We start from the raw sequence: 25,497 nt of genomic DNA, 5'->3' as shown, positions 1-25,497 counted from the left end.
AAACGTCACATGGTGCCCATTTTACCAGTCTGGTACTCCAGAATGGCATCGTGGATCTGCTGAGGTGTGTTCATAACAAAAGGCCCATGGCTTACGATGGGTTCGTTGATGGGCACGCCAGACAGCAGCAGGAAAACCGTAGGCTCCACCGCCGTGAAACTGAGGATCTCGGTGGTGGCATCCACCGTAGCCAGCACATGCTGGGCAATAGTGGTGTCGCCAATCTGCAACTTTCCGCGCAGAACATAGAGGCCCGTTTCGTGAGTTGTGGGCAGCTGCACAGATTCGGTTACGCCAGCTTCGAGTTCTCCCACTGCAATCACCATTTCGGTGAGGGGCTTTACTGGGCCCAGCACCTCATTGTACTGGCCTGCATACACCCGCACTTTGCGGCCCGGCCCCTCGGATACAGGAATGTCGGCACCGTCAGTGTCCTGGTAACTGGGCTTCTCGAACTTGTGGGCCGCCGGGGAGTTGACCCACAGCTGGATGTTCTCCAGGTGCAGGGGGCCGTCGGTGGGGTTGAAGAGGGTTTCGGAGTGCAGCACCCCCCCGCCAGCGTGCATCCACTGGATGGCACCGCTGCTCAGGCGGCCATGGCTGCCCATGCTGTCGCGGTGCTCAATGCCACCAGAGATCAACAGGCTCACCGCAGCAAAGCCCTTGTGTGGGTGTGGAGGGATATGGAAGCGGTAACCCTTCTGCATCAACAGCGGCGCCAGATGGTCAATCATGACAAAGGGGCCGATATTGCGAATCCCGCCATAGGGCATGGGGTTCTGCATCACAACGCCCGGCCCCATTTTGTTTGAAGCGGCAGGGTAAAGAGCAGTGACAGCGCGAGTCATTTTTATAATTGTTTAAACAAATAACGTAAACAGTGGCGATTGGTTCAATTCCAGCCTGTCCGAAATCGTACGTCAAGTGTACGCTGGCGAACGCCTCTGCCCCAGCAACGTTACATAACTGATTATTGATAAGATAGTTAAGATACTGGCATAACACTTGAAGGTTGGCTGTAATCACTCTACACTCTCTTTTATCTCCATGCTGCGCAACTACTTTCTGACAGGCCTGCGTAACCTGTGGCGCGACAGGCTCTACACAGTCATCAACCTGATTGGGCTGGGCCTTGGGTTGGGTTGCGCGTTTGCCCTGCTGCTGAATGTCCAGTTCGAACACAGCTTCGACAACTTCCACCACCAGCCCGAAGAGATCTATGCGCTGATGAACGAACAGAACTCGGCCAGTGGAACTCGCCAAATATGCGTTGTTCCAGGCCCGATGGCCCCGCAAATAGCCACCGAGCTGTCGGGCATCAAGTACTGGAGTCGCCACTCAAGCCAATACCGGACTTTCAATGCTGAAGGCCGCGACCTGATGGACCAGCAGGGCGCCTTGGTAGATCCTGGCTTTCTGGATGTTTTCAATTTTCCCGAGATCCGAGGCAATGCCCGTAAGGCGCTGGCAGATCCAACATCCATTGTACTGACGGAACAAGCCGCACTGAAGTTCTTTGGCAGTACGGATGTAATTGGAAAAACCGTGCTGATGGATGGGCGTACGCCACTGAAGGTCGGCGCTGTATTGAAGAGCGTGCCTGCCAACAGCCTCTTCACGTTCAGTTATCTGCTTCCTTTTCGCATTCTGGAAGACGACAGGAACCAAGATGGCTGGGTGAAAAACTGGAGCAGCAATTCGTTCCAGACCTACCTGCGCCTGGAGCCCGGCATTAATACCCCTGCGCTGTCGCAGCAGATAGACAAGATTGCCCATGCCCAGCAGGGGGCCGACTTTGCTGGCATCCGGTACTACGTGCGCCCTTTCAGTGAACTGCACTTCACCCCTCACCTATACGCAGTTGGCGGCCGCACTGGAAATGCCGTCATCACCTATGGCATGGCCGCGGTAGCCATTTTTCTGCTGCTGATTGCCAGCATCAACTACATCAACATGGCCACGGCCCGGGCAGGTCGTCGTGCCCGCGAGGTAGGCGTACGCAAAGTACTGGGCGCCCACCGTGGCCAACTGCTGGCCCAGTTTCTGGGCGAGGCCATGCTGGTGATTGGAGGGGCTACGCTGCTGGCGCTGTTTGTGCTGCAGGCAATCATTCCATGGTTCAACGGAGTAGTGGGCAGCAGCTTGGCACCCCGCATGCTGCTGGAGCCGACGGCCCTGATGGGTCTTTCTGCCCTACTGTTGCTGCTGGTACTGGTTACCGGGGCCTACCCTGCACTTTACCTCTCACGGTTCAAACCGGTGGTAACACTGAAAGGAGAACGCAACCTGGGAGTAGGCCATGCACGTCTTCGCAAAGGGCTGGTAGTGTCGCAGTTTGCCATTACCGCAATGCTGGCCGTATTCTTCTACACAGTGTATACACAGCTGCAATACATGGTGCGGTTGGACAAAGGCTACGACGCCTCCACGCTGATGTACTTCTACATGAGCAGCGACCGCCCCCTCCAGCACGACCAACTGCGCCGCGAACTGATGACTCACCCCAGCGTGGAGGCGGTTTCGATGGCCAACAATCCGGTAGCCAACAATGGCAACACCACATTCATGTGGGCTGAAGGCGCCAGTGAGCAGCAACGGGTGGAAATCGAATGGTGGCAGGGCGACCCCTATCTGCTAAGCACCCTGAAAGTGAAACCGATTGCAGGGCGTGACTTTGACCCAGCCCGGGCCTCAGACACCACCAACAGCCTGATTGTGAACGAAGCATATGCCCGTGCGATGGGCTGGTCGCCGGAAGAAGCCCTGGGTAAACGGGTAGTAGGCTGGCGCTGGACCGACTCCTCCGCCGAAAAAGGTGTCATTATTGGGGTAATCCCCAACATACAGATGCGTAAAGCCCGCTTCAGCGTCATGCCATTAATGATTGTTGGCACCAACATGCACCGCGATTTCTTCGCAGCCAACATCCGAATCAGGGGAGATCAGGCAACCGAAGCAAAGGCCCACATTGAGGCTGTTATGAAACGCCTGGTGCCCAGCACCCCGATTCAGCCAGAATTCGTCTCGGAGCAGTTTGAACGCTATTACCGAGCCGAAACCCGCTTTACACAAATCATGGGGGCCTTTGCGCTGGTGTCCATGCTGCTTTCAGGCTTTGGCATTCTGGGTCTGTCGGCCTACACTGCCCGCCAACGGCGCAAGGAAATGTCCATTCGCAAGGTGCTGGGCGCTACTCGCACCGACATCCTGAGCCTGCTGGCATCTGATTTTGTAAAACTTGTGCTACTGGCAAATGTGCTGGCATGGGGAGGCGCCTGGTATCTGTCGGAGCTTTGGCTTTCCGATTTCGCCAACCGCGTGAGCTTTCCCTGGCTGGCGCTGGGCCTCAGCCTGGCAGCTACTTTGCTCGTGACGCTGGTCATCATAGTCGGCAACGCCTGGCGTGCCGCCAACAGCAATCCTTCTGAAGCCCTTAGGAGCGAATAACCCTCTCAGAACCCCTGATTGATTGCTGGCCAGCCTCCAATGAAAGGCTGGCCTTCCATTTTCATTCCCAACCCGGTGTGGCTTTTGCTCTGGCTCTTTCAGCCTCCTAACTTGCCCCTATGGCAACCACTTTCTCCTTCTTCGAAATCGAACGCCACGAAGCCCAGCGCACGGCAATCGTATGGCTCAACCGCCCCGACAAGCGCAATGCCATGAATGGCGCATTCTGGCGCGAGCTTCCCGAACTGGTACAGATGCTGGATGCCGATACCGCGCTCTACTCGGTTATCGTCATGGGAAAAGGAGAACAGTTTTCCACCGGGCTTGACCTGTTCAGCTTCTACCAGGAGTCGCAGCCTATTCTGCATGGGGGCACCGCAGACATCCGCGAGCAGTTGATGCACCACATTATGGGTATGCAGAAAGGCATGGCCGCCTTGGTGAAAAGCCCCAAAGTGTGGATAGGCGCCCCTCATGGCTGGTGCATAGGCGCGGGGCTTGACCTGATTGCCGCCTGCGATCTGCGCATTGCCGCCGCTGATGTAAAAATCAGCCTTCGCGAGGCCCGCGTAGCCATCGTGGCCGATATGGGGGTGCTCTCACGCCTGCCCGGCATCATCGGACAGGCCAACACCCGCCTGATGGCACTCACCGCCCGCGACTTCACCGCCGACGAAGCCCTGCGCATGAACCTTGTTTCAGCTGTGTATCCTGACGCTGAAGCTCTTAAGACCGCCGCCCTGCAACTGGCCGCCGAGGTAGCCCAGAACAGCGGCATTGCCCTGCGTGGCACAAAAAAGGTACTGGAATACGTAGAGGAACACGGGCCAGATGCCGCCATGGACTACGTAAGCGTTTGGAACGCTGCGTTTCTGGACAGCCCCGACTTCCGGGAGATGATTCAGGCGTTCGTAGAGAAAAGAGCCCCGAAGTACCAGTAACCCACCATGCCATACCGCCTGCTTCTGCTAGTGCTACTGTTGCCCACGTTTGCCAGTGCACAAACCGATATGCTAGCCCGCGACCGCCGTACGCAGTTGCAAATTGGCATAGGCCTGCCGATGTTCTGGTACAATGGCGACCTCACCACTCGCCGCGGTTTTCAGACGCCACGCCCAGGTATCGCCCTCACAGCCATGCTGGAATCAGAGCGCCGAATAACACCTATGGCTCTCTTTGGCTACGGTAGCATCTCTGCCGACGACCCCAGACTGCCTGCTGTGAGCGGCATTCAGCCCAACACCTTCGTCGAAAGCGACTTCTTCTATTTCACTTTTATGTTGCGGGCCCGCATCCTGCGCACTGGCAAATGGCGGCCCCACGTTGCCGTAGGGATTGGCCTCATCCAGTACAAGACGTTCGATGCCAATGGCACCAGCTTACAGGACCAGGTGAACACCCGAGCCATCGGAGAGACTTATAACCCTGGCGGTGTATTCTTCCCCTTACAGTTGGGCGTCACCTATCGCCTCAATCCATCGGTCACGCTGGGCTTTGACTACACCTTCATGAGCCTGAACTCTGACTACATCGACAACATTGGCGAACTGGGGCCCAGCGAGGGCAATGACGTGGTACACCAGTTACAGTTGTCGGCAGCCTTTGTGTTGACCCGGAAGAAGTAGGCTATCAGGGCCCCTTACACCTGAAAGCACTTGCGGCCCATGTCTACCTCACGGGGCCATGAAACAGCATGTTTCAGAATGCTTTGGGCCAGCAGTTGCGAAAAATACGGTGCCTGTAGGATACCTTTGGTACCCAGCCCATTGAAGAACCACACACCCGGATACTGCGGGTGGCGCCCCAGCAGCGGGCGGCGGTCAGGAGTAGTGGGGCGCAGCCCCGCCCGATGGGCTACCACAGTGGCTGGCAGCTGCGGAATCAGTTCAGCGAGGTCGTGTAGCAGCTCAGCTTCGCCCTCGGGGGTGGGTTCGGCGTGGGCAAACTGCTTCTCATAGGTGGAGCCCAGCACATAGCGGTCGCTTCCCAGGGGAATCAGGTAAAGCCCCCCGGTAAGAATACAATCCAACGCCAGACCCGGGATCTCGACCGTGAGAATCTGGCCCTTGAGGGGCTCAAGCCGTCGCGCCGGGTAGAAGGGATTCTGGTTGACGCCCACGCCCTCGGCAAACACAACCGCCTGCCAACGCTGCCCCTGCCAACGAACCGCCTCGCCAGGCTCCATTTCGGCATACTGAAAGGGGGTCGCAGATACCCTAAATCGGCCCGTCTGTGCCAACAACTGGTGCAGGAGTTGCAGGAAAGGGGGCACGTTCATCCAGCCCAGTCCTTGAACCCACAGGCCGCCCAATGGATTATGCAATACCTCGGCGCGATAGGGCAGGCTTGCGGGCTCGAAGTAGCCGGGCTGGCCCTGCACAACATCCTGCAGGCTGGCACGGCCACACCAGTCGTTGTAATCAGCAGGCGATCGGAATGGGCGGTAGATTGGCCTGCGCTCGCAGAACTGCGCGAGAGGAGTGAATGCTGGGTCGGCCAGAAACTCAAACAGCGCAGAGGTGAAGGCATCGGCCATCCAGGTACGAGCGGCGCGCTGACCCGTGACGGTATTGAACAACCCTGCCGCTACAGCAGAGGCGGCTCCGGGGCGCGGGTCGTCTACCATATGAACGGTGGCACCCAACTGCACCAGGCGGGCGGCTACAAAGCTGCCCGCAAGGCCGCCTCCCACTACCAATACGGCTTCTGACTTCACCGCACAAAGATGCAAGGCAGTTCTGCATTTGCGCCAGCCCGCCCGCCTATGTATTATTGCAGTATTCCTGCAAGCAGAACTGACGGTGGCTTTGTGTCCACTACTGCTGCGGGGCCACGTAACCGTTGATTCTTGGAACCTGCCGACCCTTACCCGTCGGGCCTGCTGACACTACTGGCGGAGCCGACAGCCCAGGTAGCCGCCTCGCTGCCAGTGGCTGACAGCCCCGCACTACCCCTCGGTTTTACTTTTCTGTGCATTTGGCTGGCGCTGATGCTGCTCTCAGGCTTTGAATCGGGTTTCTTTGGCCTGAAGCGCACGCAGTGGGCGGCCCTGATGCCTGACCACCCACATGTAAACCCGCCGCTGTTGCTGCGCCTGCGTCCACGCGCAATGACGGTGTTCGCTTCGCTGCGCTTGGCTCAATTGCTGTTGAGCCTTGCCCTGACGCTGACATTGGGCGCTGCTGCCTGGGCGTTCGTACAGCGAGGCACCATGGCAGCCCCCTGGGTTATTCTTCTGGCATTTGTAGCCCTGTCGCTTGCGCTGGTACTGGCGCATGGCCTGGGCATGCGGCTCCTTGGCACCGGCAAAGCACTGCTGGGGCTGCAGATTCTTGCCTACCCCGTTGGCGTCTGGATGTGGATCTGCTATCCGTTTGCTGCGCTGTACGCGCTGGCGGTCAGCAAAACCCACCCCCAAGACCCACTGTTGGAACTGCGGCGCGAGAAAAAAGACCGCGATGAAGAACACGAACCCCAGGAGCAGGAGAACGAAGGCGTAACCACCGCCGACCTGCTACGCTCGCTGGCCAACCTCAACACCATTGCCGTACGCAGCATCTTGCGTGCACGCGTCGACGTAAAAGCGGTGGAATGGCGGCTCTCAATGGCCGAACTGGCCAAACGGGTGGAGGAATACGGCTACTCTCGGGTTCCTGTATACGAGGAGACCTTGGATAACATCAAGGGCATTCTGTACGTGAAAGACCTGCTGCCACTGTATCAGCAGCCCGATGCCGACTGGCACAAGGTGGTGCGCCCAGTGTTGTTTGTTCCCGAAAGCAAGAAGATACACCGTCTACTCGATGAGTTCCAGCAGAAGCGGCAGCACATCGCAGTGGTGATTGACGAATACGGCGGCACAGCAGGCATTGTGACACTACAAGACATACTGGAAGAAATTTTCGGAGATATCTCAGATGAGCTGGACAAGTCGCACCAGCCCTATGAGAAGCTGGACGAGCACAGCTGGCGCTTTGAGGGCCGTATATCACTGCACGAACTATCGCGTGTATTGGGTGTGTCAGAAGAGATTTTCGACGAACACCGCGGCGACTCAGATACACTGGGAGGCCTGCTTCTCGAGCAGATTGGTGCCATACCGGTAGCCGGGCAGCAGATTACGCTGGGCCAGTGGCACTTCACGGTGTTGGAGGCCAGCCCTCGTGCCATACAGTGGGTGAAGGTATCGCAGAAAAGCGATAGCTGACTTATCGTGAACGCCTGCGCTGCTGCCACCAGTCATATACATCCAGCAGCAGCCCCGTCAGCAGAAAACCCACTGCAGCACCATAGAGCGTCATGAAGGGTTTGCTAGACTTCATTGGGCAAGTACCCGTGAGGCAACCTAGGTACTTCCAGTACAGCCAGCCCGCCAGCGCCCCCGTCAGCGTGCCTGCTGCGTATAGACCAACGCGTTTCACAGAGGCAAAGTAGCAGAAAAGGCACCAGATGGGTTTCAGAGTTTGCAACGCCTGTGCATTTTGCAGTCATGCAGACAAACCCGTTCGTAGACTTCCGCTCCGATACCGTTACCCGACCCACACCGGGCATGTGGGACGCCATGCAGCGCGCCCAGGTAGGCGATGACGTATATGGTGAAGACCCCCTGGTGAACCAGCTGCAGGAATATGCCGCCAATCTCTTTGGCATGGAAGCGGCGTTGTTCTGCGCCAGCGGCACCATGACAAACCAGATTGCCATTGGGGTGCACTGCGGCCCACTGTCGGAGGTCATCTGCGACCAGCAGAGCCATATCTACCTCTACGAAGGCGGGGGCATTGCCCACAACACCAAAGCGTCGGTGCGGCTGCTGGCTGGCAATCGTGGCCGAATCACTGCCCAGCAGGTTGAGGCTGCCATCAATGCCGACGACATTCACCACCCCGTCAGCCGACTGGTAAGCCTGGAAAACACCGCGAACCGGGGTGGCGGGGCCTGTTACGATTTTGCTGAAATCGCGCGCATCAAGGCCGTGACCGACCGGCATGGCCTGCGGCTGCACCTGGATGGCGCACGACTGTTCAACGCGCTGGTGGCTACCGGGCAAAGTGCCAAAGACTACGGCCGCGTGTTCCGCACCATCTCCATCTGCCTGAGCAAAGGGCTGGGTGCGCCCGTTGGCTCGCTGCTGCTGGGCCCCAAAGAAGACATTGCCATGGCCCGCCGCCTGCGTAAAGTAATGGGCGGTGGCTGGCGTCAGGCGGGTATGCTGGCCGCGGCGGGCCTCTATGCGCTTGAACACCAGGTGACGCGCCTGGCCGATGACCATCACCGCGCCAAAGCACTGGGCGAAACCGTAGCAGGTTTGCCCTGGGTGGAAGAACTGCTGCCTGTGGAAACCAATCTGGTGCTGTTCCGCCCGAAGACGGGCGTAGACAAGACCGCAATTCTGGGCCAGCTCAAAGAGAAAGGCATCCTGGCAGGCGGCCCTCCTGGCCACATCCGCATGGTGGTGCATCTGGATGTAGACGATGCGGGCATCGAGCAGACGCAGGCAGCTTTAAAGGTTGTGAAAGCCTGATTGCCCTGGCGCCACTTAACAAAGCGGGCCACCCTGAGGGTGGCCCGCTTTGTTATAGATACCTGTACTGCTTAGTAGATATGCAGGCCCGAGACGCCAGTGAACGATACGTTCAGACTGTCCAGACGGTTATCTTTCAGTGAGTACTTGTAGATTTTGCGGTTGGTATCGTCGCAGCCTACGTAGATAACCTGATCGTCTTCGTCGAGAGCCATGCCGGAAGCCTCGATAATGGTGGCCAGACGGGTATATCCTGAGCCGTCGGTATTGATGACAAAAAGGCCGTTCAGCTGGTAATCGGTGAAATACAGCTTGCCTGTCTTTTTGTTGAAAGTCATAAGGTTGACGCCATCAACCGTCGGGTTCGTAGCGATACGAACGGGCACACCTGTTCCGTCCAGGTTGGCACGGTAGATGTCATCGTAGTTGCTCCAGAAAATCTGGCGACGGTCTACATCAACCGCAATACCCCAGCTCATAATGCCAGTCCGATTTGAGAAAAGGGTGTCTGCACCCGAACCATCCGGCTTTGCGATGAAAATGCCGATATCCGAATCCAATGCGATGAAACGGCCATCGCTGAGCACTTCAAGCGCCTGTGGCTCATCGACCAAATCTGAGCCGGCGAATGGGTTGTTAAGCGAGCCACTGCCATCGCGGTTGCCCACCATGTAGAAACCACCCCAGTCGGAGATGACCAGCTTTTTGCTGGCAGGATCTACTATTAGGTCGTTGGGAGAATTCAAACCGTCAGCCGTGCGAAACAGGGTGTCAATACGGCCTCCGTTCTTAGGCATGCGATACACATTGCCCGTGCCTGCCTCTGCGATGTACAGCATATCTTCAGGCGTTGCGCTGGGCGAGGAGTCGTCGCAGCCCGTTAATACAACTGCCGCAACCAGTGCGGCAGAGCCCAGTAGTTTTTTGAAGTTCATTGAGGTAGAATCGGTTTAGGACGCGAACATACCCCTATTGTACATTTCAGACCAAGCGAGGCTGGTGCTATTAAGACAAAATAACCCAAATGGTCTAAACGTCGCCCGTAAACCTACCGATACCGGTAGTGGGTGGTCCACCAGCGCTCTGGGATTTCGTTGCGCAGCGCCATGTGGTAGTCGGCCTCGGCGCAGGGAATGAGCGTGGTAGGCCCGCGGTTGTTACGCAGAGCCTGTGGGCTTGGCACTTCCATCCACCAGCGGTCGGTGAGTGCGCTGCGGTAAAAGATGATCTCGTGGATGCTGCCGTGCAGGGTAGCACGATAACATTGGAGGTTGCTGCGATCGGCCTTGGGTTCGTCGGGCACGCGGTTGTAGAACCCCTCGATGAAATACCAGACGATGAGTGCCGCCAGGTGGCAGGTCTGCTCGCCGGGGTCGTCCTCGGGCACTACCTCCGTCACACAGAACGAACTGGTGCGATAGCCCATACCTGCAAAGCGAGCCAGGCGGCAGGCTTGCTCGGTGGAGAGCCCCGCCGGACTGGGCTGACTGGTGCCGGGAGCGTCGGCCTGCCGCACGACCGAAAGGTCCATACTCACCATGTGCGCGTGCCGTAAATGCGGTTCGGCCAGTCGGATGTTATCGTTGAGCTCAGACAGCCGAACCGTTTCGAAATTCATGGCTTTCAGCGTCTTCCGCTCGGTCTCGGTCACATAGTGCATCTGGGTGCCCAGGCACGAGAAATGAAAGAGATAGTTGGGCGAGTGCGTGAAGATGGCACTATTGAAGCTGTGGTTGGAGAGCACAATCTCGGCGTCGAGCATATCGGGCCGGGGGTCTATGCAGGTGTACTCCACAAACGTTTCCAGCGCCTCATAGCCCTGGTAAACACCGTAACAGATGTCCTGCGAGCCGCCGAGCACCACAACGGTTTTACCAGCTTTGAACAGAGTGGTCATTACATACTTCAGCGCCTCGTATACCTCGTCTATATCTTCCTTGTAAGTGAGGTTACCGAGGTCGACTACCCTAATGGCAGCAGTGGGCGCAGCCAGCTGATAGAAATACTCACGAATGCGATCGGGGGCTTTTGCGGCCCCCTGCCCCGACAGGCTGGCGCGGTCTTCGGGCACACCTATCAGCACGACGTCAGCTTCCAGCCAGTTTGGAAAGGCTGTTTCGTAGAAGTCCACCATAGAGCCCATGTGCTGCGGAATTCCCCCAGGTTTCACCTCGAAGGAGTCGGTATCGATGGGCCGAAAGAAGAAGCTGATTTCCACGGTCGTGTAAGGCCGGAGGGTTATAACGAGGAGTAAAAATAGCAAATCGGCAGCGCCCCGGTGCTGAAAGGGCATTGCACTGCGTCTTTTCGCTGTCTAACTTGAAGGGGTTACGAAGCCTTTACTCCCCATGACCGACATCTGGAAACGGCTGGATGCCTTTCTGCAGGAAAACCTGCCAGAGACCTTTGCCGACCTGCGGCATGGGGCCTCGGCTACCATGATAGCCGACGTTGAGCAGATACTGACCATGCGCCTGCCCGATGGCTATCGGAGCTGGGTTGCGCATCATGATGGGCAGAATGGCAAAGCAGTAGGGGTAATAGGCAACTGGCAGCTGCTGCCGCTTGGCGAAGTAGCCCGCGAGTGGAAACTGTGGCGCGAGGTTTACAACATGGGCAGCTTCCGCGACTGGCAGGCCGAGCCCGCGCGAGGCATCCGCGACGGCTGGTGGAACCCCGCCTGGATTCCCATCACCTTTGATGGCCAAGGTAACCACCACTGCATAGACCTGGACCCTGACACTGCCAACGGCGGCAAGATGGGCCAGATCATTCTGGTGTGGCACGATGAACCCCGCCGCGAACGCATTGCCGATAGTTTCGAGGAATGGATCCGTACGTCCATCATCCGGCTGGAGTCGGGCAACCTGACGCTGATTACTGACGAGATCGGCATTCGCTTCGAGCAGGAAGGCTTTCTACCAGAGCAACGCTTCAGGTTCCGGGTATAAGGCTGGGCCTATTCACCAAACAAAGAGGCCCGCACTGCTGCGGGCCTTTCTCTTTACGCACAATTGACGCTGATCAGTTTGCACCGACAATCGGGATGTTTACCTCGGTGCGGTCCCACTGGATGAGCATATGCTCCATAGCGCCCATAGGTTGCACGAGTATGGTGAACTCTTCCTTGGGAGTCGAAAGCTGCGTGGGCGTAATTGTCACACGTGCTACTACGTCAGCTTCCTTGAAATCAGGACGGTTGGCGTATGGCTTGGTCAGCATTACTGTCCATTGGCCTTCACCAGGTATGGTAAAGAGGCCATACGAACCGGGCTCTACCGCCTGTCCACCAAACATGATCTTCTTGGTTATTACCACTTGAGTGGTGGCATTAGCGCCAGTGCGCCATACTTTGCCGTAGGGCACCAGACCATCCGCAGCAAAAATCTTACGCCCCTTCATACGAGGTGAAGAGTACTTCACCATCAGCAGTTTGCCATTGGCTTCGGCTGGGGGGCTGGCTGGGGGCGCCTGCTGGCCGCCCTGCTGGCCCTGCTGGCCACCCTGCATCTGACCACCCTGTTGGCCATTACCGCCCATCTGGTGGTTGTCATGTTCGCCTTTCTCTTCTTTCTTCTCTTTGGCCTTACCCTTGGCTTTGGGGGCCTTGGCTTCCTTCTTGGGCTTTTCCTTCTTGGCCTTGGGAGCCTCCTGCTGAGCAAAGGCCAGGCTGCCGCACAACAGTAGGGCGCCCGAGAGCAATACAATACGTTTCATGATACGCTGGGGAGTTTTAGTAGTTATGGAAACAGAAACTGCTGGCCCAGACGAGCCAGCAGTTGTCAAGTTAGCAATACCCGTTGGTTATTGGGCCTTCAGTACGGGCACTTCAACCTTTACGGTGTCCCACTGGATTACCAGGTGCTCTCCTTCTTTCACAGCTACCACCGATATGGTAAAGTTTTCGGTTTCAGCAGCTTTACCGGGCTTCACGGCTACACGCACTGCCGCATCGGCTTCCTTGAACTGGAAGGGATTGCCACCATAGGGTTTCTGCAGCAGAACCACCCATTCGTTGGCACCAGGGATGGTGAAGAGGCCGTACTCGCCAGCTTCCACTACTTGGCCGCCGAAGTTCACTTTCTGGGTGAAGGTGATGCGGGTGGTGCCGTTGGCACCTGTACGCCACACTTTACCGAAGGGAACCAGGCCATCGGCTGCAAAAATGGTGCGGCCCTTCTTGCGGGGGCTGTTGTACTTTACGGCTACAAGCGTGCCCTTAGCTTCAGCAGCAGGGCTTGCAGGAGCCTGCTGGCCAGCACGGGGCGCTTCCTGTGCCTGTACGGCTACGGCACCTGCCAGCATCAGGCTGGCTGCGACAAACAACTTTTTCATTGTGTATGGAATGGGGATAGGTGAGCAAAAGACAGACATTCAACACCCAGAAACGACAGATAATTGCGTTCGGCGTTAAAAGGATGTTGTTTTGCCAAAGCTAAACGGCACCTACCAAGGCCCCAACAGCCTTAACAAGCTGTTGGGAAACCAATTGCCGGCCCACTCTATTACGTTCTACTGCACACGATGATTCTGGTAACTGGCGCAACAGGCTTTCTGGGCCGCTACATAGTAGAAGAGCTGTTGGCCCAGGGCCTTCCGGTGCGTGTAATGGCCCGTAACCTGCAGCACCCCGTCCTTGCGCAATGGACGGGCCGTGTAGAAATAGCAGCGGGCAGCCTGGAAGCCCCAGGCACACTTCAGGATGTAGTCCGAGGCATAGACCGGATTATTCATGCGGGAGCCGTCGTGAGTTTTGTACCCCGCGACCGTGAGTTGCTGCGCTTGACCAATGGTATCGGCACGGGCAATCTGATTAATGCCGCCCTCGAGGCCGGCGTGCAGAAGCTGGTGTATGTGAGCAGTGTGGCCGCACTGGGCCGCCCCGAGCAGTTTGCAGGCACCTATACAGAGGACAGCCGCTGGACCGAATCGTCGCGCAACTCCTGGTATGGCTACAGCAAGTACCTGGGCGAGAAAGAAGTGGCGCGTGGTGTGGAAGAGGGGCTGAAAGCCGCTATCGTCAACCCTACCATTATCTTCGGGACTGGCAACTGGGCTGAAGGCTCGGCCAAGATGTTTCGCACGGTGCACAAGGGAATGCCCTTCTATCCGACGGGCGGCAATGGCTTTGTGGGAGCGGCCGATGTGGCCCGTGCCACCCGCCTGCTGGTACAGGACGACCGCTACAACGAAGCAGAGCGGTTTATCCTCTGCGCCGAAAACCTACCCTATCGAGAAGTTCTCACTGCAATTGCCCACAGTGTAGGCCGCAAAGCCCCGCGCTATGCCATACCCTACTATCCTGGCCTCGTTGCGGGGTACTTCTTTGGCGCACTTGCAGCCTTGACAGGCGCCACCCCACTTATAACTGCCGAGACCATCCGCACGTCTTCCTCCGTTTCTACTTATGACAACAACCGGTTCGTAAAAGCTTTTGACTTTGCCTACGAGCCCATTGCCTCAGTCGTTGCCAAAACGGGTGCCGACTATCTGTCGCAGAAAGGATAACCGCAGCTTTCCCAGCCAACCGCCATGCCTACCATTCAGTTAAACGGCACATCCACTGAAATCGAGGAAAAAACCCTTCTGACTACGCTGCTGAAGACCCGCGGCATTCAGGAAGGACAGCCAGGTGTTGCGGTGGCCCTCAATGGCAAAGTAGTGCCCCGCGCCCGCTGGGCCGAGGTAACACTGTCGGCTGGCGACCAGCTGGAAATTGTACATGCCCGCCAGGGGGGCTGAACCCCTCAGCTTCCCAGTTCCACTTCGTCCAACGGAGTCGTCTGCTCAAATGGGTCGCCGGTGGTGGCAGGCTCATAGGCATAAACCTTTCGCAGCAGCATTGTGCCCATCAGCTGGGAGAAGGTGCGGTTTATCTGTCCTCCTTCAAATGTCGGATCCAGATACAGCACCACGAATGCCGGCTCGCTCCCCGACAACCTTACCACAGCGCCTCGAATCTCCAGCTTCTGGCGCGACCGGAACAGGTATACTGCCAGCTTCTGTCCATTGAGGCAAAGCACCGAGTCGTGTTCATGAATGTCCAATGGCTCGGCAGATGTGGGGAAATTCAACCTGACGCTGGTAGGCAGCAGAGCCACCGCCGCTTCGATGCCCTTCCGCAGACCAGACTGGGCACTGGCCTCTGTGATCCGCTTCTGCTGCGACAACCGGGAGAAATCGAAACAGAGTGCGCCGCCACTGGGCAGGCAGTTGACATCCAGCGGCGTGTCAGTGGGATGGGTACCCAACGCTGGGCCACCTGGATCCTCGTTGTCCGTTTGGGCGGCCGGGTCGCCAACAGCTACTGCCAATGTGGTATCGCGGCTCCTTGCCGTGTCGGCATCTGCGCCATCAGCCAATCTTGACTCGGGAGCAGTACACGCCGTGACAACCATGATGCAAAACAGAACAAAGCGACTCATAGGCAACGATTTATAACTGAAAATATAGCAAGATTCCGCATCAGCACCATCTGACAGCGAAAGGGCCGACGCTACTCTTTTTTACCACCCATGCCTATTTCCGTAACTGGCTGGGGTGTAACTTGAGAGGGACGAGGCCTGTCTATGGAAGAACTGTACCGCACTGCATTCCGAAAGCAACCTGCCTGCCGTGTGCTGGTGCAGCAGGGCAAGGTGCTGGACATCACCGATTATTGGATGCACCTTCTGGGTGGAGACCGCGCCCAATGGACTGGCCGCCTATGGAACGAGGGCATTCTTGCAAAAGGGCCCGTCCAGCCACAGGAAGGTACCCATCCTGTTATTCTATCCCTGCCGAACGGCCAAGTACGTTCATTCCAGTTGCGATGGGCGCTGCTTGCGGTGACTGAGAACATCTGGGAAGGCACCCTGGTGGTGGCTACCGAAGGTGAGTACCCTGTCAGCGCCCAACTGCTGATTGACAGCCTGCCACTGGGACTGATGGTACGCCGCGACGACCGCATCCTGATGGTTAATAGGGCCTTCGTGGAGCAGTTGGGCTACACCCGCGAGGAACTGGAGGGCAAGACCCTGCACGACCTGATAATGCCCCACGAAGCCGAGCACCTCACCGACCTGCTGGCCGAGGAGGGGGAAACCAAACGCCGCGCCTATGCCGTTCATCGACAGGGCTATGAGGTGCCGCTGGAAGTATCGCGAACGTATCTGCCCCTGGAAGGCGAAACCCTGGTGCTCAACTCAATCGTCGACATCACTGACCGCCTTGCGACCGACCGCATGCTGGCAGAAGCCAACGACCGCATGCAGCTGACGCTGGCGGCGGCAAGAGTGGGCCTATGGTCGTTCGACACTGAAACGAAATTCCTGACGGGCGACCCACACAGTGCCCGTCTGATGAATCTGACGCAAAAACAGGGCACTGAAAGCTATGAAGACTTTATTGGCCGGATACACGATGACGACCGTGAAGCCTTCCAGCAGATTTTCTACGACAGCCTGAAGAACAACCAGGATTTTGAGTTCGACTACCGCTTCGAGGTAGTTCCTGGCACTTACCGTTTCTTCCGGTCGCGGGCACGCCACTACCCTGATGCGCATCTGGTGTTAGGGGTTGTTACCGACATTCACGACCAGAAGATGGCCGAAGTGCAGGCCATGGCCAAACTGACAGCCGAAACCGACCGTCAGGCGCAACTCATTGAAGCGATTACCAATACCTCGCCCAGTCTGATGTATGTACGCAATGTGCGTACCGGGCAATACGAATTTGGCAACTCGGCCGTGCGCGAAATTCTGGGGATTTCCAGCTCAGAATTCCAGGAGATGGCCCCCTCTGACATGCGCGCGCGCGTGCATCCTGATGACCTGCCAATTCTGGAGCGCAACCTGGAACTATATGAGAACGCGGCTCCCGAAGACATCATCGGCTTTGAATTCCGCTATCTGCATCGGCTTGGGCACTATGTCTGGCTGCGGGCGGTGGAACGCCCATTGGCCTACGATGCAGCTGGCAACCTGGAAACCGTGGTAGGCGTCTCCAACGATATAACCGCCGAGAAAGAGCAGGAGGAGGAAGACGATGCCCGCATGGCACGCCTCGAACGTCTACAGGAAGGCTTGTCTGAAATGGCGACTGGCACTGGCTCTACCCTGCCTACATTGAAAGACGGCTGGCTCTTTGTAGCCGCATTGGCCTGCGAAGCGCTTCAGGCCAATTTCATGAGCCTGTGGTTTATGCGCGAAGGCAACCTGTATTCCGACTTCCACTACGACAATGAGTTTGGGCACATCAACAGTGGCCTGACCCTTCAGGCCGCCGACCATCCCGTCTACTTTGAGCGCATCTACAGCGGACAGCCCATGTTCGTGAACGATGTGTTTGACAATACCTACACCAGGAGTTTTACACCATACTTCCGGGAGTATGGTATTGGCGCACTGATGGACATTCCGCTTTATCGGCACGGCAAGCTCATTGGCATTCTGTGTCTGGAACACAAAGGCGGCCCCCGAAAGTGGTTTGCCGAGGAAAAGGCTTTTGCAACCGCCGTGGCCGACACGGTAATGCACATAGAAACGACATTCGAGCGCAAGGAGCTGCTGCAGGCACTACAGGCACAGGAAGAAGAACTGCGCTCGAATCTGGAAGAACTGCAGACAGCCCAGGAGCACCTGCGCGATGCCCGACTGGAGGCAGAACGGCGTACCCGCGAGATCGAGTCGATCATGAACGCGACCAACGACTTCATCTTTGCCTTGGACCGCGAATACCGCCTGGTGCACTTCAACAACGCCACCCGGCAGATTTTCATGGTAATGGGGCACCAGCTGAAAGCTGGAATGCCTCTGTACGAAACCTCGCGCGACGATGACTGGGCCCGCTACAAAGCCTACATAGACCAGGCTATGAGCGGCAAACCCCTCACCAGAGAGATTTCCTACGACGTTCTGCCAGGCGAAACCCGCTACTATGTACTCACATTTGCGCCCATTCGCACCAAGGAGGGCATAACTGGCGTGGTAGGTTATGCCCGCGATATCACCGCCCGCAAGCAGGTAGAGATTGAAATACAGGACAAGAATATGGAGCTGCAGGCGCAGAGCGAGGAGCTGCAAAGCCAAAGCGAAGAACTGCGGGTGAACCTCGAGCGACTGGAAGAATACAACCTGGAGCTGGAGCGTGCCCGCACCGAGCTGCGCACGACCCTCTCAAAATTGCAGGCAGCCCAGAGTCAACTGGTACATGCCGAGAAAATGTCATCGCTGGGTCAGCTGACAGCCGGCATTGCCCACGAGATCAACAACCCTATCAATTTTGTACATGGTGGCGTAGATGCCGTGGCAGAGAATCTGCATGCCCTGCTGGAGATATCCGATCTGTACACCCAGCTCGACACCGTCACAGATGCCAAGAGCCTGAAGCAGCAACTGGCCGACATCCGTAAGCGCCGCGACGAAACATACTTCGACGTGTTGCGGGCAAAGCTGCCCAGCCTGGTTGAGAACATTAAAATTGGCACCACCCGCACCGCAGACATTGTGCGCAGCCTCAAGAGCTTCTCGCGCCTGGATGAAGCCGAGCGCAAGAAAGCCGACCTGCACGAAGGCCTGGACAATACCCTGCTGCTGTTGGGGAACAAACTGAAGCACTCACGCATAGAGGTGCAAAAGGAGTATGACTCTTCCCTTCAAGCAATTGAGTGCTATCCTGGCCAACTGAACCAAGTGTTCATGAATCTTTTGAACAATGCCATAGAAGCCATTGAGGCCACTGAAAAAGGCCAGGGGGTACTCCGTATCCGCACCCAACGACTGGCGAATGGCACTGAGATAGAGATTTCAGACACTGGCACCGGTATGCCTCCGGCGGTACTCAACCGCGTATTCGAGCCTTTCTTCACCACCAAGGAAATCGGAAAAGGCACCGGACTGGGTCTTTTCATCAGCTATGGTATTATCGAACAGCATGGCGGTCGTATCGACGTAGCCAGCCAACCCAACGAAGGCACCACCTTCCGCATTTTCATCCCGAATCAGTTACCCACCTCTTACCCCCTGGCCTGACACTTCCCGCCCCTATCCTGAACTCCTTCACCCCAATACATGCGCCGATACTCCCTACTCTACCTCGACGACGACGCCGGCAATCTGTCGGTATTCGAAATGCAATTCCTGAGGGAATACGACGTATTCACCGCCATTACTCCCCAACAGGCGCGAACCGTACTGGCCGAGCGCCGGATTGATATCCTGGTGACCGACCAGCGCATGCCTGAAATGACGGGCACCGACTTCCTGAAATCCATCTCCAACGACTATCCCGAGCTGGTAAAGTTCATTGTAACGGCCTACAGTGACGTGGAAGTGGTAATCAAAGGCATCAATGAGTGTGGCATCTTTCGCTACATCACCAAGCCCTGGGTGCTGGCCGAGTTCAAGCAGGCACTGAGCCAGGCGGTCGACATCATTCGTCTGCGAGAAGAGAACAACCTGTTGATTACCGACCTCCGCACCACCAATGAGCGGCTGTCGGAATCGGTGGAAGAATCGCAGGCGTTGAACCGGAAGCTGACAGGCTACACACTTCAACTGGTGCACAAAGGCGAGCACCTGAAAAACCTGCGCGACTATCTGAAGGCCGTTCAGAGCCAGATGAACCGCGCTCAGGACAAGATTTCAGAAGCACTGAGCAACATCACCGCAGATGAAAAGATGGATGGCCGCTGGGACGACTTCCTGGTGTTCTTTGAAAATGTACACCAGACGTTTTTCTCACGCCTGCAAGAGCGCTATCCCGACCTGACGGCCAGCGAACGCAAGCTCTGTGCGCTGATACGCATGAACCTGGCCAGCAAGGACATCGCCTCGATTGCCGGCATCGCCCCGCACAGTGTGAACGTAGCTCGCCACCGGCTGCGCAAAAAACTGGATCTGAAAGAAGAAGAGCGCCTGGAAGATGTGATTATGGCGCTGTAAGAGCCTTTGCATGCTCTTTGCAGGACGCGCCCCAGTTTGTTTGCCTTAGTCTGAAAAGGGCAGGGCAGCGTCCTGGATATGCGCCTCAGCGCGGAAGTACCGTAGCGTTAGCTACCTGAAGTACACGGATAACCGTACCTGTGTTGTCCGTAACGGGCTGATAGATACTGGTGATTTGCCACACACGGCCCTCGACGTCCACAAAGCGTTCGCGCACACGCTGGGCTTTGCCTGCGCGCAAGACAGACCACAGTTGTTCTTCCTGAATGTCGGCGTCGGTTGCTTCCAGCAGCTGGCCGTGGTGGCGACCTTCCAGTTTCTCATAGAGGCCATCCATAATTTCGGCCATCAGCATGTTGGCTCGCAGCAGTATGCCAGTCGGGGCATACTCGGCCCGCACTTGTTGCGGCGGGTCCAGTTGAAGATAAAGTGCTTGACTGGAGTCCATGGTTCGGAGGAGTTCAGTAGTCATTGTTTTCTGTGGGTCAGGCTGTTGGCGCCCTTCCGACGAAACAAAAGTAGCGGGCCCCAGCCCCCCTCCTGCCGATTGGGTGTATACACGGGGTATACAAGCTCCAACACGTGCTACATTCCCTCCCGATTAAATACCAATCAATTGATATTCAGATACTTAAACACAAAAAAAGCGGGCATACAAACGATAGACAAGCATGCAGACGGCTCAGTAAAATGAGCAAAACCCTTAGGTAGTACCAGCAAGCCGGGACTAAAACGCCTAACCCGAATCAGCCCAACACCTGTTTGTAACCGGCGAGTGTCTCCTCGGCGGTGCGGTCCCAGGTGTAGTCTTTCAGGATACGCGCACGCAGCGTTTCGGAGGGCTGGGCCGCAAGCGCCTGCTTCAGGGCTTCGGCAATAGAATCGATATTCTCCGGCTCGCAGTAGAACACATCGTTCTGGAAATATTCCTCCTGATCGCCTTTGCGAGAGACGACAAGGACACATCCACCAGTAGCCGCTTCAATTGACGACAAGCCCGTTGTTTCGAAGAACGAGGGCAGGGCATGTACCTTGGCTGCGCCATACACCCGATACAGCGTCTCAGCGTTCAACTTGGGCACGAAGGTGACGGTTGGCCCCGCAATAGCCTTACAGCGGGCATAGTAGTCCTGCGTGTTCATGCTGGCATCGCCAATGATGTAGAGGCGGCATCCAATTTTGTTGGCGGCCTGTATCAGACGATACTGATTCTTAAAGCCTACGATGCGCGCGGCACACACGACAGCGCCCCGGTACGCTTCGTCGGGATTGGTCGCAGCCGCCTGTATTTTCTCGGCATCCACCGAGTTGGGCACTACACGATAAGGCCGCTCAATGCCATAGGCACGCAGTACCCGGCGGTATTCGCTGGCCGAATTGGGCAGTAACAGTGCCGCCCGCTCAATGACGCGGCGAGTTGTGGCTTTCTGTCCACGCAGCAGGTAGTAAAGACTTCCAACAGGCATGCCATTCAGCACCTTTCGTCCTACGGTCTTTACATACTCAATGCCATGAGCCCCCAGTACCCTTGTTAGCAAGCGCTTCAGCGTGTTTTCCTCATACTGCGACTCATACTCCCAGTACTCCATAAAGATAGTGCTGAGCACAAATGGCTTTCCTGCTTTGCGGGCACCCTCCTGATGGTAGTCGGCGAAGTTGGGGGCGAAGAGGCCGAAATAGTGAATGAGATCGTAGGCAGCGTAATCAGGGGCTGGGGTCAGCGCTGCGGTTACATCTGCTGTAACACCCAGTTTACGAAGACACCGGGCTGTGTTCTCAATCTGCGTGGTATCGCCACCGGGATTGGTGAACAGATTGGGGCGACCTATTAGGAGAACTTTCATATCGGACAGAGATACACGTAAAACTCACACGCGCCGATAGAGCCGACTCAGCCAGTATTTGAACAGCGACGCGCGAAAAAGCAGCCAATGCACCCACCAGGGACCTCCCCGGTGCTTCTTCCGGGCTATCATTACTTCCTGCTTGGTGGCAGTAAAGTTTTGGTTGCTGACCCCAGTGGAATCCATGTAAGCAACCACCAGCGGCACAGTCGCAACCTTTAACCTGGGCTTCCGCATCAGCAATTCATAATCCATTGCCAGGCGAAAGGTTGAATCGAACAGCCCGTAATCGCTGAAGTATGAACGTCGCAGGAACAACGCAGGATGCGGCTGGGTCATCTCCCACTCGAACTGCCAGCGCCGAAAGGGGCGACCAACAATATCAGCGCGCGTACCATCGGAGAGCACATACTGAATGCGCCCGCAGAGTGCATCTACCGAGCTGGGGAGGGCTATCAGCCGATTTGCAATTGCCGAGAGAACTTCTGGATTACAGAGGTAGTCGCCGCTGTTGAGGAAATACACCCACTGGCCGCGCGCTTTGGCCACGCCTTTATTGAAAGCATCGGCAATGCCTTTGTCGGGTTCAGAGCACCAGTAAGCAATATCAGCGCTGCGGGTTTCGAGCAGTTCGCGGGTGCCATCGTTCGAGCCTCCGTCGATAACAATGGACTCAAAGTCCCGGAAAGTCTGCTGCTTCAGGCTGTCCAGCGTCTGCTCCAGGCCATTCCTGTTCCGAAAGGCGATGGAGACAACGCTGATAAGGGGCTGGGCACTCTGCATGGCAATGGGCCACAAAGGTAGTGGGAAAAGCCACTTGGCCCCGCAATGGGCACCTGCTAGCGCTCCGGCGGAGCGTGCTTGTCGTTAAAGCGCTGCAGAAACTCAAGCATTTTGACGCGATCGCCAGCGGGGCGCTCATCCAGGATGTAGGCCTGATAGAGGGCATCGTCATGGGTCCGGAGAAAAGCAGGGAAGTAGACGCCATCCAGCCGATTCACCATGCCCGTCATCAGGTCTATGAAGAAGTAGAGGCCTTCGGGCTCCGCAGTAGGATATGCCACATTGCCGTACACTGCATTTGAGGGGCGGCGCTGTGCAGGAGGCGTCCGCATAGAGATGTCTGTCAGAGTTCCTGCACCAGAGGAAATACCATCCGGTCCATTGCGACTCCGCGATATTCCCTGGTTAGGATTCTGAGGCGCGGTAATCGGCGTAGCCGGGCGAGCCTGGCTGTTAGGCCGTGACGCCATGAGGCTGACGGGCCGAGCGCACAGCATCAGCGTCTGGTAGTCCATCGTGCGGTAAAAGCCTGCAAATTCCTTTGGGTCATCGGGCAACATGCGGCGTACATATAGACCGATTCCGTCGCTGTAACCCCAGATTTCCATACTGGCTATGGAGGCCCTCTTGCCATCGGCCGCGATGTAACGGATGGTACGCGAAGCGGCCTTCAGCTCGGGCTCATCAATACGCAATGCCCGTATGCCTGGCCGTCCTGCTTTCAGCTCTTCTACCGAGCGGTAAATGCCTGGCTCGAATCGCAGTCCTGAGGGAACAGTCTGGGCGTAAATACCACCTGCGATGGCACAGAACAGCACTAGGAAGAAAAGACGCATGATGGACAGCGGATTGCAATTGTAATATACTGCCTAAGGCAACTTCATCAGCGGCCGGCCAGGGGGTGGCGCCGGTTGAACTTGGTGTAGTACTCCAACAGCTTTTTGCGGTCGCCAGCGGGGCGCTCATCCAGGCTGAAGGCCTCGAACAGCTCCGGGTCATTTTGGCGCAGGAAGGCAGGAAAGGCTATACCATCGAGATAGCGCACCATTCCGTCTTTCATGTAAATGAAGAAAAGAGGCTTCTCAAGCTGTGTGGAGGGTATACCTGTAGAGCCGGATACCTGATTGGAAGGTGGCCGCTGGTTGGTATACCCCGGGCCATACATTCCTGGGCCGTAGCCATAGCCATAAGGTCCATAGAAAGGGTCATACCACCAGGGCGAACGGCCCCACCCAAAGCCAGGAGAGCCGATACCGAAGCCGCTGTAGCCTCCCATTCCCATTCCCATACCCATGCCAACATTGAGGCCCGTATTGATAGCAGGACGGTTGTTATTGCCCGCCGACTGGCTTTGGGCACTTTCCAGCAGGCGGGCCTGCTCGTACACCGCCAATGGATTCTCGGCCAGCGATAGCTGCGCCAGTGTCAACAGGCGGAAGAAACCGCCGAAGTCTTTGGGATTGCGCGGGTTGATGGCCCGCACAAACATACCGATGCCATCGCTGTAGCCCCAGATGTCCATCGAGTTTACCGACGCCCGTTTGCCCGAGGCCGCCACATAGGCAATACGCTTCTCGCCCACCTTGGACATTGCACCATCTATACGCAGTGCACGCACACGAGGGGAGCTGGCCAAAAACTCCTCAACAGAATAGTAGATCCCCGGCACAAACTGGGGTGTGGTATCGGTGGCTGTCGGAATAGGCTTCTGTTCCTGTGGCCGGGCGGCCTCATCGGCGGGCGACTGCGCCGCAACCACCAGCGGCAGACACAGCAACAGCAGGGATGTCAGTCGGTTCATGGGTTCAATCCTCCTTGTAGTATATAACGCTTGAGGGTGAGAATCAGTTTGAGGAGGCAGGCATATGCAGCAACGCGGCCGCGTCTGGCGGCAGCGGCTGTCCCAACAATGCCCGGCAGGCGGCTTCGCCCATCAACGGTGACAGCAGAATGCCGTGACGATAGAAGCCGTTCAACACCCATACACGGGCGCCTGCTATTTTTTCCAGCACTGGCCTGCGATGCAGTGTGGCCGGGCGCAGGCCAGTCCAGGTCTCCAGCACGGGCAGGTCATAGAGGCCGGGCACCGCCAGATAGGCACGCCGCAGGATGTCCATGAGGCCGCCAGCCGTCAGCCGGGTGTCGTAGCCCATTTCCTCCGAGTTGCTGCCTATGACGATACGGTCTTCTTTGGGCACCACATAGCCATTGCCATAGGGCTTGGTGCGAATACGCACTACGCGCTGTAGCAGCCCCTCGGGTGGCGGAGCAACCGAGAGCATCTGCCCACGGACGGGGTACACCTTGGTGGGCGTTTCCCACGGCACCGGCGCAGCGCCCGTGGTCAGCAGCACCTGATCGGCCTTGAAGGAACGGCCATCGGCCAGCAATACCTCGGTGTATTCGTCGTGGGGAACCAGCTGGGTCACCTCGGCCCGCTCATGTATCACCGCGCGGCGCAACCTACAGGCCATCGCCAGTGCGTCCACCAGTTTACGGTTGTCCAGCTGCCAATCGTCGGGAGCCAGTATGCCTGCAGGGACAGAATACGCCAGTGCAGGTTCCAGTTCGTGCAGGGGTCTGTTGTCCAGCCACTCTACCCGCAGGCCCTGCTGCTGCATAAAGGCGTACTGGCGTTGCAGCAGGGGCAGGTCTTCGCGGCTTACTACCACCTCCAGTGTGCCTTCCTTGCGCAAACCTATGTCCAACCCCATTCCAGCCAGCTCCATTTCCAGTGCCAGATACTGCTTCAGGCTGGCTTGGCCGGCACGCAACAGAGGCAATTCGGTGGGATCTATCTCGTGCACCGGGGCCAACATGCCAGCGGCAGCCCAGGATGTACCCCGGCCCACCTGCCCTGCTTCCAGCAATACGGGAAAATGGCCTTGACGGGCCAGCGCCAGGCATGCCTGTAAGCCCGCTACGCCACCACCGATGATGAGGAAGGGAATCATGCCCGCAAGCTAGGCGAAAGCCCCAT

General features: G+C 57.1%; 23 protein-coding genes. 10 read left to right on the top strand and 13 right to left on the bottom strand.

The genetic code is table 11. The annotated features are described in order from the left end of the window. Positions 1 to 5: 5 nt before the first annotated feature. Complete coding sequence (locus tag AC2D8O_RS04165) at positions 6 to 848, bottom strand: pirin family protein (protein ID WP_484677534.1); 843 nt, start codon at positions 846 to 848, stop codon at positions 6 to 8. 199 nt (positions 849 to 1,047) lie between these two features. On the opposite strand from AC2D8O_RS04165, the gene AC2D8O_RS04160 reads away from it, so the two are divergent. The 3 genes from AC2D8O_RS04160 (at position 1,048) to AC2D8O_RS04150 (ending at position 5,072) form a co-directional block, all read left to right on the top strand. Further along, positions 1,048 to 3,447, top strand: a complete 2,400-nt coding sequence (locus tag AC2D8O_RS04160) for an FtsX-like permease family protein (protein WP_484677533.1) — start codon at positions 1,048 to 1,050, stop codon at positions 3,445 to 3,447. Positions 3,448 to 3,566: 119 nt separating this feature from the next. Beyond that, positions 3,567 to 4,388: an enoyl-CoA hydratase-related protein gene (locus AC2D8O_RS04155; protein WP_484677532.1), complete on the top strand. Its 822-nt coding sequence runs from the start codon at positions 3,567 to 3,569 to the stop codon at positions 4,386 to 4,388. Between the two features lie 6 nt (positions 4,389 to 4,394). Next, positions 4,395 to 5,072, top strand: a complete 678-nt coding sequence (locus AC2D8O_RS04150) for an outer membrane protein (RefSeq protein WP_484677531.1) — start codon at positions 4,395 to 4,397, stop codon at positions 5,070 to 5,072. A 14-nt stretch (positions 5,073 to 5,086) separates the two neighbouring features. On the opposite strand, the gene AC2D8O_RS04145 is transcribed toward AC2D8O_RS04150, so the two are convergent. Then, a complete protein-coding gene (locus AC2D8O_RS04145; protein WP_484677530.1) occupies positions 5,087 to 6,163 on the bottom strand; it encodes an NAD(P)/FAD-dependent oxidoreductase in 1,077 nt (358 codons plus the stop codon). 132 nt (positions 6,164 to 6,295) lie between these two features. Between AC2D8O_RS04145 and AC2D8O_RS04140 the strand changes: the two genes are divergently transcribed. Both AC2D8O_RS04140 and AC2D8O_RS04135 read left to right on the top strand, forming a co-directional pair. Further along, complete coding sequence (locus AC2D8O_RS04140; protein ID WP_484677529.1) at positions 6,296 to 7,654, top strand: hemolysin family protein; 1,359 nt, start codon at positions 6,296 to 6,298, stop codon at positions 7,652 to 7,654. 282 nt (positions 7,655 to 7,936) lie between these two features. Beyond that, on the top strand, positions 7,937 to 8,968 hold the full coding sequence (locus AC2D8O_RS04135) for a threonine aldolase family protein (RefSeq protein ID WP_484677528.1): 1,032 nt from the start codon (positions 7,937 to 7,939) through the stop codon (positions 8,966 to 8,968). A 71-nt stretch (positions 8,969 to 9,039) separates the two neighbouring features. On the opposite strand, the gene AC2D8O_RS04130 is transcribed toward AC2D8O_RS04135, so the two are convergent. Continuing rightward, on the bottom strand, positions 9,040 to 9,903 hold the full coding sequence (locus AC2D8O_RS04130) for an SMP-30/gluconolactonase/LRE family protein (RefSeq protein WP_484677527.1): 864 nt from the start codon (positions 9,901 to 9,903) through the stop codon (positions 9,040 to 9,042). 113 nt (positions 9,904 to 10,016) lie between these two features. After that, positions 10,017 to 11,186 (bottom strand): formimidoylglutamase, encoded by a 1,170-nt coding sequence (locus tag AC2D8O_RS04125; RefSeq protein ID WP_484677526.1) that lies wholly within the window; start codon positions 11,184 to 11,186, stop codon positions 10,017 to 10,019. Between the two features lie 130 nt (positions 11,187 to 11,316). On the opposite strand from AC2D8O_RS04125, the gene AC2D8O_RS04120 reads away from it, so the two are divergent. Further along, positions 11,317 to 11,919 carry an SMI1/KNR4 family protein gene (locus AC2D8O_RS04120; RefSeq protein WP_484677525.1) on the top strand — a complete coding sequence of 201 codons (603 nt, stop codon included), beginning with the start codon at positions 11,317 to 11,319 and terminating at the stop codon, positions 11,917 to 11,919. A 73-nt stretch (positions 11,920 to 11,992) separates the two neighbouring features. Here AC2D8O_RS04120 and AC2D8O_RS04115 read toward each other — a convergent pair whose 3' ends face one another. Further along, entirely contained in the window at positions 11,993 to 12,685 is a 693-nt protein-coding gene (locus AC2D8O_RS04115; protein ID WP_484677524.1) for a DUF2911 domain-containing protein, read from the bottom strand. 87 nt (positions 12,686 to 12,772) lie between these two features. Beyond that, positions 12,773 to 13,303 carry a DUF2911 domain-containing protein gene (locus AC2D8O_RS04110; RefSeq protein WP_484677523.1) on the bottom strand — a complete coding sequence of 177 codons (531 nt, stop codon included), beginning with the start codon at positions 13,301 to 13,303 and terminating at the stop codon, positions 12,773 to 12,775. A gap of 189 nt (positions 13,304 to 13,492) precedes the next feature. Here AC2D8O_RS04110 and AC2D8O_RS04105 point away from each other — a divergent pair, with 189 nt between their 5' ends. Continuing rightward, on the top strand, positions 13,493 to 14,476 hold the full coding sequence (locus AC2D8O_RS04105) for an NAD-dependent epimerase/dehydratase family protein (protein WP_484677522.1): 984 nt from the start codon (positions 13,493 to 13,495) through the stop codon (positions 14,474 to 14,476). A gap of 24 nt (positions 14,477 to 14,500) precedes the next feature. Continuing rightward, a complete protein-coding gene (thiS, locus tag AC2D8O_RS04100; protein WP_484677521.1) occupies positions 14,501 to 14,710 on the top strand; it encodes a sulfur carrier protein ThiS in 210 nt (69 codons plus the stop codon). Positions 14,711 to 14,715: 5 nt separating this feature from the next. Here thiS and AC2D8O_RS04095 read toward each other — a convergent pair whose 3' ends face one another. Beyond that, on the bottom strand, positions 14,716 to 15,393 hold the full coding sequence (locus AC2D8O_RS04095; RefSeq protein WP_484677520.1) for a hypothetical protein: 678 nt from the start codon (positions 15,391 to 15,393) through the stop codon (positions 14,716 to 14,718). 144 nt (positions 15,394 to 15,537) lie between these two features. Here AC2D8O_RS04095 and AC2D8O_RS04090 point away from each other — a divergent pair, with 144 nt between their 5' ends. Beyond that, positions 15,538 to 18,978: a PAS domain S-box protein gene (locus AC2D8O_RS04090; protein WP_484677519.1), complete on the top strand. Its 3,441-nt coding sequence runs from the start codon at positions 15,538 to 15,540 to the stop codon at positions 18,976 to 18,978. Between the two features lie 39 nt (positions 18,979 to 19,017). Continuing rightward, positions 19,018 to 19,890, top strand: coding sequence for a response regulator (locus AC2D8O_RS04085; protein ID WP_484677518.1), 873 nt, complete (start codon positions 19,018 to 19,020; stop codon positions 19,888 to 19,890). A gap of 85 nt (positions 19,891 to 19,975) precedes the next feature. Here the strand turns inward: AC2D8O_RS04085 and AC2D8O_RS04080 are convergent, their stop codons facing one another. From AC2D8O_RS04080 to thiO, 6 genes are all read right to left on the bottom strand, one after another. Next, on the bottom strand, positions 19,976 to 20,362 hold the full coding sequence (locus AC2D8O_RS04080) for a hypothetical protein (protein ID WP_484677517.1): 387 nt from the start codon (positions 20,360 to 20,362) through the stop codon (positions 19,976 to 19,978). Between the two features lie 274 nt (positions 20,363 to 20,636). Beyond that, a complete protein-coding gene (locus AC2D8O_RS04075; protein ID WP_484677516.1) occupies positions 20,637 to 21,734 on the bottom strand; it encodes a glycosyltransferase family 4 protein in 1,098 nt (365 codons plus the stop codon). 24 nt (positions 21,735 to 21,758) lie between these two features. After that, positions 21,759 to 22,517, bottom strand: coding sequence for a glycosyltransferase family 2 protein (locus AC2D8O_RS04070; RefSeq protein WP_484677515.1), 759 nt, complete (start codon positions 22,515 to 22,517; stop codon positions 21,759 to 21,761). A 56-nt stretch (positions 22,518 to 22,573) separates the two neighbouring features. Then, positions 22,574 to 23,353 (bottom strand): hypothetical protein, encoded by a 780-nt coding sequence (locus AC2D8O_RS04065; protein WP_484677514.1) that lies wholly within the window; start codon positions 23,351 to 23,353, stop codon positions 22,574 to 22,576. Between the two features lie 47 nt (positions 23,354 to 23,400). Beyond that, complete coding sequence (locus tag AC2D8O_RS04060; RefSeq protein ID WP_484677513.1) at positions 23,401 to 24,318, bottom strand: hypothetical protein; 918 nt, start codon at positions 24,316 to 24,318, stop codon at positions 23,401 to 23,403. A 43-nt stretch (positions 24,319 to 24,361) separates the two neighbouring features. After that, positions 24,362 to 25,471, bottom strand: coding sequence for a glycine oxidase ThiO (thiO, locus tag AC2D8O_RS04055; protein ID WP_484677512.1), 1,110 nt, complete (start codon positions 25,469 to 25,471; stop codon positions 24,362 to 24,364). Positions 25,472 to 25,497 lie beyond the last annotated feature (26 nt).

The sequence above is a fragment of the Pontibacter sp. T17 genome, from assembly GCF_057219875.1.
The sequence above is the reverse complement of the archived record's forward strand: the minus strand, read 5'-3'. Positions and strand labels throughout refer to the sequence as shown.